General features: G+C 71.4%; 13 protein-coding genes and 1 tRNA gene. 6 read left to right on the top strand and 8 right to left on the bottom strand.

Annotated elements, in window-relative coordinates:
- Position 1: 1 nt before the first annotated feature.
- The 4 genes from ABT118_RS26335 to ABT118_RS26320 all read right to left on the bottom strand — a co-directional run bounded on the left by ABT118_RS26335 (position 2) and on the right by ABT118_RS26320 (position 4940).
- Positions 2-664 (bottom strand): methionine ABC transporter permease, encoded by a 663-nt coding sequence (locus ABT118_RS26335; RefSeq protein WP_350673741.1) that lies wholly within the window; start codon positions 662-664, stop codon positions 2-4.
- Positions 661-1656, bottom strand: coding sequence for a methionine ABC transporter ATP-binding protein (locus tag ABT118_RS26330; protein ID WP_350673737.1), 996 nt, complete (start codon positions 1654-1656; stop codon positions 661-663). Before ABT118_RS26330 ends, ABT118_RS26335 begins: the two co-directional genes overlap by 4 nt.
- Entirely contained in the window at positions 1653-2534 is an 882-nt protein-coding gene (locus ABT118_RS26325) for a MetQ/NlpA family ABC transporter substrate-binding protein (RefSeq protein ID WP_350673732.1), read from the bottom strand. Before ABT118_RS26325 ends, ABT118_RS26330 begins: the two co-directional genes overlap by 4 nt.
- Before the next feature lie 132 nt (positions 2535-2666).
- Entirely contained in the window at positions 2667-4940 is a 2274-nt protein-coding gene (locus ABT118_RS26320; protein WP_350673727.1) for a Dyp-type peroxidase, read from the bottom strand.
- Between the two features lie 232 nt (positions 4941-5172).
- On the opposite strand from ABT118_RS26320, the gene ABT118_RS26315 reads away from it, so the two are divergent.
- The 6 genes from ABT118_RS26315 (at position 5173) to ABT118_RS26290 (ending at position 11648) form a co-directional block, all read left to right on the top strand.
- The gene (locus tag ABT118_RS26315; protein WP_350673722.1) at positions 5173-7083 is read left to right on the top strand and encodes a galactose oxidase early set domain-containing protein; all 1911 of its coding nucleotides are present in this window, start codon (positions 5173-5175) and stop codon (positions 7081-7083) included.
- A 269-nt stretch (positions 7084-7352) separates the two neighbouring features.
- Entirely contained in the window at positions 7353-8849 is a 1497-nt protein-coding gene (locus ABT118_RS26310) for a sensor histidine kinase (RefSeq protein ID WP_350673719.1), read from the top strand.
- Positions 8846-9253 carry a roadblock/LC7 domain-containing protein gene (locus tag ABT118_RS26305; protein WP_057237695.1) on the top strand — a complete coding sequence of 136 codons (408 nt, stop codon included), beginning with the start codon at positions 8846-8848 and terminating at the stop codon, positions 9251-9253. Before ABT118_RS26310 ends, ABT118_RS26305 begins: the two co-directional genes overlap by 4 nt.
- Positions 9250-9609, top strand: a complete 360-nt coding sequence (locus ABT118_RS26300; RefSeq protein WP_350673715.1) for a DUF742 domain-containing protein — start codon at positions 9250-9252, stop codon at positions 9607-9609. Before ABT118_RS26305 ends, ABT118_RS26300 begins: the two co-directional genes overlap by 4 nt.
- Entirely contained in the window at positions 9590-10210 is a 621-nt protein-coding gene (locus tag ABT118_RS26295) for a GTP-binding protein (protein WP_350673710.1), read from the top strand. Before ABT118_RS26300 ends, ABT118_RS26295 begins: the two co-directional genes overlap by 20 nt.
- 34 nt (positions 10211-10244) lie before the next feature.
- Entirely contained in the window at positions 10245-11648 is a 1404-nt protein-coding gene (locus tag ABT118_RS26290) for a cytochrome P450 (protein WP_350673708.1), read from the top strand.
- A 48-nt stretch (positions 11649-11696) separates the two neighbouring features.
- Here ABT118_RS26290 and ABT118_RS26285 read toward each other — a convergent pair.
- The 4 genes from ABT118_RS26285 to ABT118_RS26270 form a co-directional block, all read right to left on the bottom strand.
- A tRNA-Lys gene (locus ABT118_RS26285) sits at positions 11697-11770 on the bottom strand.
- Between the two features lie 67 nt (positions 11771-11837).
- On the bottom strand, positions 11838-13256 hold the full coding sequence (locus tag ABT118_RS26280) for an MFS transporter (protein ID WP_350673705.1): 1419 nt from the start codon (positions 13254-13256) through the stop codon (positions 11838-11840).
- 22 nt (positions 13257-13278) lie between these two features.
- On the bottom strand, positions 13279-13632 hold the full coding sequence (locus ABT118_RS26275; protein WP_350673700.1) for a hypothetical protein: 354 nt from the start codon (positions 13630-13632) through the stop codon (positions 13279-13281).
- Entirely contained in the window at positions 13629-14225 is a 597-nt protein-coding gene (locus ABT118_RS26270; protein WP_350673698.1) for a QcrA and Rieske domain-containing protein, read from the bottom strand. The genes ABT118_RS26275 and ABT118_RS26270 overlap by 4 nt, the downstream gene beginning before the upstream one ends.
- Between the last annotated feature and the right edge of the window lie 106 nt (positions 14226-14331).

Genomic DNA, 14331 nt, shown 5'->3' with positions numbered 1-14331 from the left:
GTCAGCGCCGCAGCACCTTGCGCGCCAGCAGGTTGCCCGTCAGCTGGGCGATCTGGACCAGCCCGATCAGCACCGCCACCGTCACCACCATCACGGAGGTGTCGAACCGGAGGTAGCCGTACGTCATGGCCAGGTTGCCCACCCCGCCGCCACCCACCGTCCCGGCGACCGCCGAGAAGTCGATCAGCGCGACCAGGATGAAGGTCAGCCCGAGGATCAGCGGGCCGAGCGCCTCGGGCACCAGCACGGTGAGGATGATCCGGACCGGTCCCGCGCCCATCGCGCGCGCGGCCTCGATCACCCCGGGCTCGACCGCGACCAGGTTGTTCTCGACGATCCGGGCCACCCCGAAGGTGGCGACCACCACCATCGGGAAGATCGCCGCCTCGGTCCCGATCATCGAGCCGGTGACGGCCCGGGTGAGCGGGGCCATCGCGACGATCGCGATGATGAACGGCACCGGCCGGACCAGGTTGATCAGCAGGTTGAGCAGCGAGAACACCGCCCGGTTCTGCAGCAGGTTCCCCTTCCGGGTGGCGTACAGCAGCAGGCCGAGCACCAGCCCGAGCGCCGAGGAGAGCAGCAGGGTGACCAGCACCATGTAGACCGTCTGCCCGGTCGCGTCGGCCAGTTTGGGCCAGAAGACGTTCCAGTCGACCTTCATGCCGCCATCACCTCCGTGCCCTCCCAGACAGCCAGGAAGGCGGTCAGATCCCGTTCCTCGCCGTGTAGTTCGAGCGTGATGCTGCCCAGCGGCAGCTGCCCGACCTCGCTGATCCCGCCGTGCACCAGGGCGAAGTCCAGCCGGTGCTCGCGGAGCAGCCGGGAGAGACCGCGCCCGAGGTCGCCGTCGTGGGTGAACGGCACGGTGAGCAGCCGCCCGGTGTGCCGCCCGCGCAGCCGCTCCAGCGCGGCGCCGGCCGGGCGGTCCGGCAGGACGGAGTGCACGAACGAGGCGGTGGTGGGGTGTTGGGGCCGGGCGAAGACCTGGTAGGCCTCGCCGGTCTCCACCAGCCGGCCGCCGTCCAGCACCGCGACCCGGTCGCAGATCCGCCGCAGCACGTCCATCTCGTGCGTGATCAGCACGATGGTGACGCCCAGTTCGGCGTTGATCCGCCGGAACAGGTCGAGCACCTCCAGGGTGGTCTCCGGGTCGAGCGCCGAGGTGGCCTCGTCGCTCAGCAGCAGCTTCGGCGAGGTGGCCAGCGCCCGGGCGATGCCGACCCGTTGGCGCTGCCCGCCGGAGAGCTGCTCGGGGTGGCGGGTGGCGTACTCGGCCAGGCCGACGAACTCCAGCGCCTCCAGCGCCCGTTGCCGGACGGTGGCCCGGGAGAGCCCGGCCAGCTTCAGCGGGTAGGCCACGTTTCCGAGCACGGTACGGGACTTGAACAGGTTGAACTGCTGGAAGACCATGCCGATCTCGCGCCGGTGCGCCCGCAGCCGGCGCTCGCTCAGCCCGGTCAGCTCGACCCCGTTCAGCCGGACCGAGCCGGAGGTCGGGCGCTCCAACTGGTTGACCAGCCGGAGCAGGGTGCTCTTGCCGGCGCCGCTGTGGCCGATCACGCCGAAGATCCCGCCGTCCGGGACGGTGAGGCTGACCCGGTCCAGGGCGCGGAAGTCCCCGTACTCCTTGGTCACCTCGGCGAACTCGATCACCTCCCCTTCACCTGCTTGGCCAGTCGGTCCAACTCGGCCTGCAGGGCGGCCCGGTCGAGGTCGCTGGGGACGCTGGCGCCCTTGGACTCCTCGGCCGCGGCGGCCTGCACCTCGGGGGAGTGGTAGAGCTCGGCGATCCGCAGGTAGGTGGCGTTGTCCCGGTCGGTGGCGCGGGCCGCGATCACGTTGACGTACGGGCGGGTGGACGGGTTCTTCGGGTCGTCCCGGAAGATCGCCTGCTTGACCTCGTACCCGGCCTGGCCGGCCACCCCGGAGTTGATCACGGCGGCGGCGGTGTCCTGCAGGCTGCGCGGGGTCTGCTGGGCGTCCACCGGCACGATGGTCAGGTGCTTCGGGTTGGCCGAGATCGACTCCGGGGTGCCGTACAGGCCGGTGTCCGGCTTGAGTTCGATCAGCTTGGCCTGTTCCAGCACCCGCAGCGCCCGGCCCTGGTTGGACGGGTCGTTGGGGACGGCGATCTTCCCGCCGTCCGGGATCTGGTCGACGCTCTTGTGCTTGAGCGAGTAGAGGCCGAGCGGGGAGACCGAGGTGGCGCCGAGCGGCACGATCGCGGTGCCGTTGTTGGCGTTGAACTGGCTGAGGAAGGCCAGGTGCTGGAAGGCGTTGAGCTCGATGTCGCCGGCGGCCAGGGCCTTGTTGGGCAGCGCGTAGTCGTCGAAGGTGACCAGCTCGATGTGTATGCCCTCGGCCTCGGCCTTCTGCTTGAGCACGTCCCAGTCGGAGCTGGCCCCCGAGATGCCGATCCGGACCTTCCCCGAGCCCGCGCTGTCGGTGGAGCAGGCGGTGAGCAGGGTGGTGGAGACGGCGATGGCAGCGGCGGTGGCCGCGAGCCGGACAGGGAAGGAGGGGTGTTCCATGCCTTGAATCCAAGCGTGGGAAAACCGGATGACCTTCAAATCGAAGGTATATTTCACATCAGTTCAAGAGATTGAAACATCCCGTACGGGTCCGCCCCCACCGCCCGCAGGCCCGTACGGGAGCAGCGGCCGTCAGCCGGTCAGCGAGGTCCAGAGCGTCAGCGGCCGGTCCGCGACCGACTCCTGGTCCGGGTGCCCGGCACCGCTCCGGATCGAGATGATCCGGTACCTGTCCTGGTGGAACACCCAGAACAGGCTGAAGCCGTTGACCAGTTGGAGGTCGGGCACGGCCAGGAACTCGTCCACCCGGCTGATCCCGGCCAGCGACTGCCAGAGCGACAGCGAGCGGTCGCCGCGCTCGATCACGTCGTTGTGCGCGCTGCCGTCGGCGATCGAGATCAACCGGTAGACCTGCTGGCCCATGAAGGTGTGGAAGACCCAGTACCAGCTCTTGCCGTTCTGCCGCTGCTGGTCCGGCACCGGCAGGAAGGCGTCCACCTGCTGGATGCCGTTGAACGAGGCCCAGGCCGTGATCGCCCGGTCGCCCCGGTCGACGGTGCCGGCCTGGTCCGGCGGCAGACCGGACTCGGCCCGGTCGGCGATCGAGACCAGCCGGTAGACCTGGCGGCCCTCGGTGGTGTGGAACAGCCAGAACCGGCTGCGCCCGTTCACCCGCTGCTCGTCCGGCACCGGGAGCACCGCGTCCACCCGGTCGACCCCGGTGTAGAGCTGCGGCCAGGTGGAGAGCGGCCGGTCGGCGCGCTCCAGCCGGTCGTGGTGCTCGTTGCCGTCCGCGATCGAGACAGTCCGGGCGACCGGGCCCGAACTGCCCGTCCCGTAGGCCCAGTACCAGCTCTTGCCGCCCTGCCGGTAGAGGTCGGGGACGGCGAGGAAGGCGTCGGTCGGCCGGACGGTGCTGGGCAGCTTGTCGGTCAGCCGCCCCTCGCCGAGCAGCCGCAGCGTGGTCAGCGACGGCGCGAAGCCGTACACCGAGCCCTCGGTGCTGACGAACTGGTGGAACGTCAGCTCGGTGGAGGCGCCGGGGGACTCCCAGGTCACCGTGCCGGTCGGGCCCACGTCCGGGTCCGGGCCGGGCTTGTTGGCCCGGTTGGGCGGGAAGTCCGCGTTGTTGATCCAGGACTTCTGGATGAACTCGAACTGCTCCACCAGGTCGGACTGGTAGCTGACGAAGAGCAGCCCGCGCGGGTCGTCGGGGCCGCCGGGCCCCTCCGAGGCCGGGTCGAACGGAGCGCCGTACGGCGAGCCCCGGCGCATGATCCGCCGACGGTCCATCACCGGGTTCTCCGGGAAGGGCTCGGTGCCCGGGCTCTCCTGCAGGCCGTCCCGGGGGTTGGTCTTGCGCAGGTGGGAGAAGAGCGGGGTGGTGAAGCCCTCCGGGTCGCTCCGGAAGCTGATGTCGTTGTCCTCGCCGGACAGCGCGTTGAACGGGCGGTCCGCGTTCGGGCACTTGGCCACCGGGGTGCCGGAGCGCCAGCGGCCGACCACCCGGGCGGCCAGCCACTCGGGGGTGGCCTCGTCCGGTACCACCTTGGCCTTCTTCAGCACCTTGAGCTGGGTGGAGATCTGCGCCCACCAGCCGGGCACGTCCTGGGCCAGCCGGCGGACCACGTGGAAGCTGCCGTTCTCCGCCCACTCCGGCATCTCGTCGTAGCCGAGGCCGCCGATCCTCGGCTGCCCGACCACGAACTCGCCGGCCGGGATCAGCCGGGTGCCGGGCTTGCCCTTCTCGTACTCCGGCCGCACCGGATCGGGCTCGTCGAAGCCCTGCACGGCGGGCTCGCTCACCCCGTCCTTGAAGCCGAAGTGCTCCTTGCCCCGGCGGGTGCCGGTCAGGGTCGCGCCGTTCTGCTGGAACACGATCACGATCCTGGCCTGGGCGGTCGCCTCGCGCTGCGCGGTGACGGCGGCCTGCAGGTCCCCCAGGGTGTCTGACGCGATGGTCAGCACGGCGTGCACGGCCTGGCCGCCCTTGCTGTCCCCGAACAGCCAGTTGGCCGGGGCGCTGTCGCCGACGTCGCCCAGCGCCCGGTTGTCCGAGCCCTGTTTGAAGGCCTCCAGCGTGCCGCCCTGCCGCACCGTGGGCAGCGGGTCCTTCCCGGTCAGCTCCCTGATGCCCGCGTAGGTGAAGCTGACGTTCATCCAGGTCGCCCTGAGCCGCTGCGGATCGTCGCCGCCCGAGGCCTGCCTGGCCTTTCGGAACGCCGCGTTGAAGCTCGCGACCTGTCGGGTGGTGGAGATCTGCGGCTCCAGCTGCCGCACCCATGTCCTCGCCCTCGCCGCGTCCTCGAACTTGAGGAACAGCAGGGTCATCTGGTCCTTCTTGAAACCCGCGATCACGTCGCCCTGGATGTCTTCGCTCTCACGCAGTCTCAGCTCACTCGGCATGCTGCCTCCCGGTGGTGGTGTGGTTGCACAGCGCACCGGCGACGCTACGGTATGTACGCGAACGGCAATAGGGCCTGCGGTCGGATTGACCCGACCGGACGAATCGTCGGACCGGCTCACCCGGCTGCCCGCCCCGGAATGACAGTCAGTCGCAGCGGCACCAACACTGAGTGACGGCGCGTCGGTCCGTCCTCCGGCCTCCGCCCCCAGTCCCGGCTTCGCTAGGAGACCCATGTCCCGCAGGAATCCGCCCGTCCCCCGGCGGCTGCTCACGGCCGCCCTGGCGGTCTGCGCCGCCTCCGCACTCGCCGTCGGAGCGGCCGGACCGAGCGCCGCCCACGACCACGACCGGTCCGCCGACACACCCGCCCGGGCGCCGGCGCAGTCCGATCCGGGCGAGGCCGCGGTGCTCGGCGACGAGCACGCCCAGGAGCACGCCGAGGCCAGGCGGATGCTGGCGGCGATCGGCGACTACCCGCAGACCACCAGGACCGAGCGGCTCAAGGCGCTGGGCGAGTCCCAGGCCGCGGCCAACCAGGGCTTCGACCCGAGCCAGTTCGGCCGGTTCCGGGAGTACTTCCCGTCGCCGGACTTCGCCGCGCACGTCGCCCTGCTGCCGACCGGCAAGGTGCTGCTGTTCTCGTTCGAGCGGATCGAGAAGAACCCGGAGAAGGAGCCCGCCCCGACGGGCACCATCGGCAAGGAGAACGCCGGCCGGGCCTACCTCTGGGATCCGGCCAAGGGCACCGGCACCAGCGCCTTCACCAAGGTCACCCCGCCGGTGGTGAACATGCCGGACGGGCTGAACCAGCCGCGCCCCGCACCGTTCTTCTGCGCCGGGCACTCCTTCCTGCCCAACGGCATGGTCGGCGTCTTCGGCGGCAACCTGGGCGGCAACGGCGGCAGCGGCGCCAAGCTCTCGCTGGTCTTCGACCCCTGGCAGGAGGTCTGGTACCAGAACAAGGACATGGCGGTCGGCCGCTGGTACCCGAGCGTGGTGACCGGTATGGACGGCCGGCAGCTCATCATGTCCGGCCAGTCCGAGCTGGGTTGGGGCACGCCGACCGCGATCGTCGAGCGCTTCCCGGCGCTGGACCGGAGCGTCCCGGTGGCGAAGACCGACCGGCCGGAGGGCTGGTCGGTCGGGAGGTTCAAGGCGGACGCACCGTTCAAGCGGGACTACCCGCACCTGTTCTCGCTCCGCGACGGCAAGATCTACGGCCTCGGCCGCGGCCCCGACCAGCAGTGGACCTTCGACCTCAACTCCGAGACCAGGAGCAGCCTTCCGGCCCGCCCGGACAACCCGCCCGCCCCCGGCGCGATGACCCCGCCGCAGGGCTTCGGCCGCAACTACGGCTCCGCCGTCCCGCTCCCGGCCGGCTTCCGCGGTCCGGACTCGGTGCTGGTGCTCGGCGGCGACCGGGACGACCCGAACACCTACCAGCTGGTCGGCGGCCAGTGGAGCAAGCAGCAGCCACGCGCCTTCGGCCGCACCCAGGACGACACCCTGCTGCTCCCGGACGCCACCCTGCTCACCGTGAACGGCGCCTTCGACATCCGCGACTACGGCAACGGCGGCTACAACCCCAACGCGGACCTGAAGTACCGGCAGACCGAACTCCGGGACGAGAACGGCAACTGGAAGCTCGGCCCGGCCCAGCGGCTGCCGCGCGGCTACCACTCCAACGCCCTGGTGCTCCCCGACGGCCGGGTGATGGTGACCGGCGACGAGCTCCAGCAGCTCGCCAACGACCCGGACATCAACGACGACATGAACGGCAGCATCGAGATCTACGAGCCGGCCTACCTGCACCAGGGCAGCCGCCCCGTCCTCGGTACGGTGTTCAACCCCTCGGTCGGCTACAACGAGCGGATCACCGTCAGCAGCACCACCGCGAACGACGTCACCCGGGCCGTGCTGCTCGCCCCGACCACCTCGACCCACTCGGTCAACACCAGCCAGCGGCACCTGGAACTGAGGATCAAGAGCCGGTCGAGCGGCTTCCTGGAGTTCCAGGCCCCGCCCTCGGCGGCGGCCGCTCCGCCCGGCTACTACATGCTCTTCCTGCTCAACGAGGAGGGCGCGCCCAGCAACGCCGGCTGGGTCCAGCTGAAGCCCGCCTCCGGCGGCCAGACCCCCTGACCCGCCCTTCCACCGCTGCGGCCCGCCGTCCACGACGGCGGGCCGCAGCAATGTGATCTGCACCCAAAAGGCCACGTGAAAGGCCCAAATATGGTAGCGGATCAGCGTGTTGAGACTCCGTCAGGGTGATCGGAAAAACCGGCTATGCTACTCCCGCCCAGCCCGCCCAACCCATGACAAGTCAGGGTGGGCGAGGACCGGAAAGGCCCCTCCCAGGCCGGTACGCGGCTCATTATGGTCCGTACACCTTCCGACAGTTGAGGACGCTGATGCTTGGTGCTGGAGAGACGCCCGGAGATCGGCGCCCCGCGCGCGCCCTGGGATGGCTCCTGCCCACGGTGCTGACCGCGGCAGCGGCCGCGATAGCCACCTTCCTGATCGCCGAGGAAGCCAGGGCGGCGGTCGCCTGGTGCGGTGCGGTGGCCACCCTGATGGTCGGGCTGGTGGCGGCCGAGGCGGCCCGCCGGGGCCGGGCGCTGGACGACCTGCGCGAGCGGGCGGACCGCCAGGAGGCCGAGCTCAGGCGGCAGTTGGCCGCCCAGGAGGCGGAGACCGCCCAGCTCGCCGAGGAGCTGCCGAAGGCGGTGGCCCGGCTGCAGGCCGGTGAGTTCCTGGAGGACGTGCTGCGCGAGGCGTCCCCCGGCGACAGTTCGCCCGGCTTCCAGCAGGCCAGGCAGGCGGTGCTGCGGACCGTCCTGGAGGCGGTCGACGCCGAGGAGGGGCTGCGCGAGTCGGCCCAGCGGGCGTTCGTGAACATCGCCCGCCGGGTGCAGGCGATCGTGCACCGCCAGGCGCAGGACCTGCGCGAGATGGAGGACCGGCACGGCACCGACCCGGCCGTCTTCGACGACCTGCTCCGACTCGACCACGGCAACGCCCTGGTGGGCCGGCTGGCCGACTCGATCGCGGTGCTCGGCGGCGCCCGCCCCGGCCGCCAGTGGAGCAAGGGCGTTCCGCTGTACAGCGTGCTGCGCGGTGCGATCTCCCGGATCCTGGACTACCAGCGGGTCGAGCTGCACCCGGTCTCCGAGGTGGCCGTGATCGGCACCGCGGTCGAGCCGCTGATCCATGCGCTGGCCGAGCTGCTGGACAACGCCACCCGCTACTCGCCGCCGCACACCGACGTGCACCTGACCGCGGTCGAGGTGCAGACCGGCATCGCGATCGAGATCGAGGACGGCGGCCTCAGCCTGAGCGAGGAGGGCCGGGCCCGGGCCGAGCGGATGCTCCGCGAGGCGCAGGAGGGCATCGACCTCAACGACCTCGGCGAGACGCCCCGCCTCGGTCTCGCGGTGGTGGGCCGGCTGGCCCAGGCGTACGGCTTCCAGGTCTCGCTCCGCCCGTCCGCCTACGGCGGCGTGCGCGCGGTGCTGATCGTCCCGCAGGACCTGCTCACCGCCACCCCGGCGACCACTGAGCGGGCGCACGGCATCGGCGTGGCCTCCGGGCCGCGTCGGGCAGTACCGGCGGCGGCCCGCCCGGCCCTGGCGGCCCGGCACGCGGCCGCCCCGGCGGCCGTCCGGCCGTCGTCCGGGCCGCAGCCCTGGGCCGCCGAACAGGCCCCGGCGGTCACCGAGCGGGCCGCCAACGGCCTGCCCCAGCGCCGTCGGCACGCCGCCGCGGCGACCCGGCCGGTGCTGACCCCGCAGGCCGCCCCCGTGGCGGAGCCGGCCCAGCCCGGGATGTGGCTGGCGGCCTTCTCCGACGGAGTGAACGGCCAGCCGGGCCACCACAGTGACGAGTCCTCAGGTAAGGGTGAGCAGTGATTCAGCAGCGGGCCAACATGGACTGGATGCTCAAGGAACTGGCCGAGGGCGTACCGCAGACCCGGCACGTGGTGGTGCTGTCCTCGGACGGGCTGCGGATGGCGCAGTACGGCACGGACACCGACACCGCGGACCGGCTCTCCGCCGCCTGCGCCGGACTGCAGAGCCTGGCCACCGCGATCGGCTCCGAATTCCCGCACGGGGACGGCCGGATGCGGCTGGTGGTGATCGAGACCAGTGGCGGTTTCTTCTACCTGATGGCGGCCGGCGCCCGGGCCTACCTCGCGGTGCTGGCCGACCAGGGCGTGGACGCCGGACTGATGGGCCAGCGGATGCGCGACCTGGTGGCCCGGATCGGTGAGCACTTGAGCACAGCCCCGCGCCATGGTGAGCAGGTCGCATGACCGACCCCGGCGCGGACTGGGAGGCGGGTAATCCCGAGCGGCTGTACGTGATCACGCGTGGACGCAGCGGGCTGACCGAGCGGGTCGTACTCGACCTGGTCACCCTGATCGTCGCCAAGTCCCGCCCGCAGCCGGCCATGCAGCCGGAGCAGGCGGCGATCCTGCGGATCTGCGAGTCGCCGCTCTCGGTGGCGGAGGTCTCCGCCCACCTCAACCTGCCGATGAGCGTGGTCACCGTGCTGATCGCCGACCTGCTGACGGAGGACCGGGTCGAGGCCCGCGCCCCCGTCCCCAAGGCCGAACTCCCCGACCGTGCCCTGATCGAAGCGGTGATGAATGGACTTCAGAAGCTCTGAGCCGGGCGGCGCGAGCGGGTCGGGCGGCCCGGCCGGGACCGATCTGCTGCCGGACACCGCCGCCACCGCCGTCAAGGTGGTGATCGTCGGCGGCTTCGGGGTGGGCAAGACCACCCTGGTCGGCGCGGTCAGCGAGATCCGTCCGCTGACCACCGAGGAGACCATGACCCGGGCCGGGGTCGAGGTCGACGACGTGACCGGGGTGGAGCGGAAGACCTCGACCACGGTGGCGATGGACTTCGGCCGGATCAGCATCTCCGACGAGCTGGTCCTCTACCTCTTCGGCACCCCGGGCCAGCAGCGGTTCTGGTTCCTCTGGAACGGCCTGTTCGAGGGCGCGCTGGGCGCGGTGGTGCTGGTCGACACCCGCCGCCTCGAAGTCAGCTTCGACGTGATCGGACGGCTGGAGGAGCGCGGCGTGCCCTTCGTGGTGGCCGTCAACACCTTCCCGGAGTCGCCGAGTTACCCGATCGAGGACCTGCGGGCGGCGCTCGACCTCCCCGACGAGGTGCCGATCGTGGCCTGCGACGCCCGCAGCCGGGCGGCCAGCCGCGACGTGCTGCTCGCCCTGATGCGCTACCTGTACTCGCTCTCTTCCTGACGCTTCCCCGCCCCTTCACTCCCGGAGACAACCCGTGACCACCACCGACGGCTCGCTCACCCCGCCGCCCGGCTGCCCGGCCCACGGCCTCGGCGCCGACGCAACCCGGCGGCTGTACGGCCCGGAGGCCGAGGCCGACCCGAGCGGCCTGTACGAGAAGCTGCGCGCCGAGCACGGCTCGGTGGCGCCGGTGCTGCTGCACGGCGACCTGCCGGCCTGGCTGGTGGTCGGGCACTCGGCCAACCTGACCGTGATGCGCAACCCGTCCCGCTTCTCCCGGGACTCCCGGCGCTGGACGGCGTTCCAGCAGAACCAGGTGGCGATGGACTCGCCGCTGATGCCGGTGCTGGCCTGGCAGCCGCTCTGCCTGTTCGCGGACGGCGCCGAGCACCGCCGCCTGCGCGGCGCGGTCACCGACGCGCTGAACCGGTTCGACCGCCGGGGCATGCGGCGGTACGTCACCCGTTTCGCCGACCAGCTGATCGACGGCTTCACCGGCCGCGGCTCGGTCGACCTGGTGGGCGAGTTCGCCGAGCACCTGCCGATGCTGGTGATGACCCAGCTGATCGGCATGCCGGACGAGTACGGCCCCCAACTCGTGGTCGCCGCCCGGGACATGATGCTCGGCACCGAGACCGCGATCGCCAGCAACGAGTACGTGGCCACCACGCTCCGGCAGCTGGTCGCCCGGAAGCGGACGGAGCCGGGCAGCGACCTGGCCAGCTGGCTGATCCAGCACGAGGCCGAGCTCTCCGACGACGAGCTGATGGAGCACCTGCGCCTGGTGCTGCTGATGGCCAACGAGTCGACCGTGAACCTGATCGCGGACACCCTGCGGATGGTGCTCACCGACAGCCGCTTCCGGGCCAACCTCTCCGGCGGCCACATGACCCTGCCGGACGCGCTGGACCAGGTGCTCTGGGACAGCCCGCCGCTCTCGATGATCCCCGGCCGCTGGGCCACCATCGACACCGAGCTGGGCGGTCAGCAGATCAAGGCCGGCGACATGCTGCTGCTCGGCCTGGCGGCCGGCAACGTCGACCCCGAGGTCCGCCCCGACCTGGACACCCCGCTCTACGGCAACCGCTCGCACCTGGCGTTCAGCGGCGGCCCGCACGAGTGCCCCGGCCAGGACGTCGGCCGGGCGATCGCCGAGACCGGCATCGACATCCTGCTCACCCGGCTGCCCGACCTCCAGCTCGCGGTGGCGGAGGAGGAGCTGCACTGGAGCGGCGCGTGGCTGGCCCGCCACCTGACCGGCCTGCCGGTCCGCTTCACCCCGGGCCGCCCCAAGCCCGCCGCCCCGGCCCCCGCGCCGGTCGCCCCGAGCGTCCCGGCCCAGGCCGCCGCCCCGGCTGCCCCGGCTCCGGCCGCCGTCCCCGCCGCCGAGGCCCCGCGCCGCAGCTGGTGGCGCCGGATCTTCGGCCGCCGGGCCTGAGAACGAAGGAAGGCCCCCACCGTGAGGTGGGGGCCTTCCTTCTGTCTGTGCGCCGCCAGGGACTCGAACCCCGGACCCGCTGATTAAGAGTCAGCTGCTCTAACCAACTGAGCTAGCGGCGCCTGTCTGACGTCGAAGACTGTACGCGACATCAGCGGGAAGTCCGAAATCGTGACCGGCCGGTCACGGTCAGCTCGGGGCCTCGGCGCCCTTGCGGGCGTAGAACCACCAGCAGACCACCAGGCAGACGGCGTAGAAGCCGACGAAGACCCAGAGCGAGCTGGTGACCGGGAAGAGCGCGAACATCGCCGGGATGAAGAAGAAGCCGAAGGCGGCGATCGAGGCGGAGAAGCCGGTGACCGCGCCGGCCTCCATCTCGGCCTGGTGGCGGGCCTCCTCCTGGGCCTCCGGGTCGGGCCCGGCGGCGGCCTGGTGCTGGTTGAGGAAGATCACCGGGATCTGCCGGAAGGTCGAGCCGTTGCCGATGCCGGAGAAGAAGAAGGCGGACAGGAAGCCGACGTAGAAGACCCAGAAGTTGCCCTGGTCCCCGCCGGCCGGGAGGGCGTTGATCACCACGATGACCGACGCGCCCATCCCGACGAAGGAGATGATGGTGCACCAGGCGCCGCCGGTCTTGTCGGCGATCCAGCCGCCCAGCCAGCGGGTCAGGGCGCCGATGAACGGGCCGACCCAGGCGTACTTGGTGGCGGAGTAGGCCGAGTCGATCGGGGTGAAGGTGGTGTTGATCAGGTTCGGCAGGGCGGAGGCGAAGCCGATGAAGGAGCCGAAGGTGCCGACGTAGAGGACCGTCATCAGCCAGTTGTGCTTGCGCTTGAAGATGATCTTCTGCTTGCTGAACGGCGCCGCCGCGACCTTGAGGTCGTTCATCAGGAACCACGCGGCCAGCGCCATGACCACCAGCAGCGGCACCCAGAGGAACGCGCCGTTCTGCAGCCAGACCTCGGTGCCGTCCTTCTGCTTCTGCGGGTCGCCGGCCGGCGGGCCGAGGATGCCGGCCGTGATCACGATCGGTGCGACCAACTGCACCACGCTGACCCCGAGGTTGCCGAGCCCGCCGTTGATGCCGTTGGCGTTGCCCTTCTTCGCCTTGGGGTAGAAGAAGCCGATGTTCACCATCGAGGAGGCGAAGTTGGCGCCGCCGATGCCGCAGAGCGCCGCGATCGCCACCATCACCCCGTACGGGGTCGAGGTGTCCTGCACCGCGAAGCCGAGCCAGAGCAGCGGCCCGATCAGGATGAAGGTCGAGAAGGCGGTCCACTTCCGCTCACCGACCACCGGGCCGACGAAGGTGTACACCAGCCGGAAGGTGCCGCCGGTCAGGCCGGGGATGGCGGTCAGCCAGAACTTCTGCGAGTCGCTGAAGGTGAAGCCCACCTTGTTCAGCTGGACCACCGTCACCGACCAGACCTGCCAGACCACGAAGGCCAGCAGCAGCGCGGGGACGGAGACCCAGAGGTTGCGGTCGGCCACCTTCTTGCCGGTGGCGGACCAGAACGACGGGTCCTCCGGCTCCCAGGTGGAGATGGTCGCCCCGGGCCGGTAGCTCTCCCTGCGGTGTCCGGGGGCCTTCTCGTCGAGAGTGCTCAACTCTGCCTGCCTCGTTAGCTGTTCAGTGGTCGCGCGGCGAGATCCGCCACGCCAGGAGGACGACCAGGAAGGAGGCCGCCGAGAAGCCGGTGCACCACCAGGCGGTGGTGGTCTCACCGCGCATCCAGGCGTCGGTGGCGACCGAGAGGGCCCAGAGCTGGCCGACCACCACGGTGATCGCCAGCACCAGCCGGGCGGTCAGGATCGCCGAGCGCTCCGGTTCCTGCTCGGTGCCGGCCCCGGGCCCGGGCCCGGTCCGGCTGACCCGGGGGTCGGCGTAGCCGCTGGTCGAGCGGATCTGCGGATAGCGCTCCTGGACGGGGCGGTTGAGCCGGGGCTCGTCACTGCCCGGGTGGTAGTCCTCGGGGTAGTTCATCCGTCCGTCCTCCCGCAGCCGGCCCGCTCGGCGATCACCGGGTGGGACTCCGTCAGGCCCCGGCAGAGCCCGGCCTCCTCGGTCTCGCCGGAGCGGGTGGTGCCGATCGCCCAGACCGCACCCCGGTCGTCCTCGACCATCACCACCCGGGGCAGCGGGCGGGGCGGCGGCCCGGCCGTCACCTCGCCGGTCCTGGCGCTGAACACCCCTTCGTGGCACGGGCAGTAGAGCTCGCCCTCGGCCCCGTGCTCCTTCCGCCAGAGCACCCCGCAGGCCAGGTGGGTGCAGACGGTGGAGTAGCCGACCACCGAGCCGTCGGTGAGCCGGATCGCCATCGCCCGGTCGTCCTCGCCCGGGTAGTTGAAGGTGACCGCCTGCCCCTTGGGGAGGTGGTCGGCCACCTTGAGCGGGGGAGCGGTGCCGTCGCCGTGCCGGTGCAGCACCCCGGCCGAGACCACGGTCGAGCCGACCACCAGGCCGCCCGAGACGGTGGCCACGATCCGCAGGTAGTCCCGGCGGGTGGTCAGGCTGTCGGCGCTGATCCGGTCGACCAGGGCCGCGTGCTCCGAGGTCTCCGGCGAGGGGCTGGTCATGCGGGTGCTCCGTTCCCGGGCGTGGGGCGCCCGTTGACCTCGATCACTCTGAGCAGGCCGCCCGCCGCCAGCCCGTCCGACCGGGCCGGGGAGCCGGCCTCGGCCA

The sequence above is a fragment of the Kitasatospora sp. NPDC002040 genome (assembly GCF_040296785.1).
Taxonomy (GTDB): Bacteria; Actinomycetota; Actinomycetes; order Streptomycetales; family Streptomycetaceae; genus Kitasatospora.
Note: the sequence above shows the minus strand (reverse complement) of the source record. Positions and strands in the feature narration are given on the sequence as shown.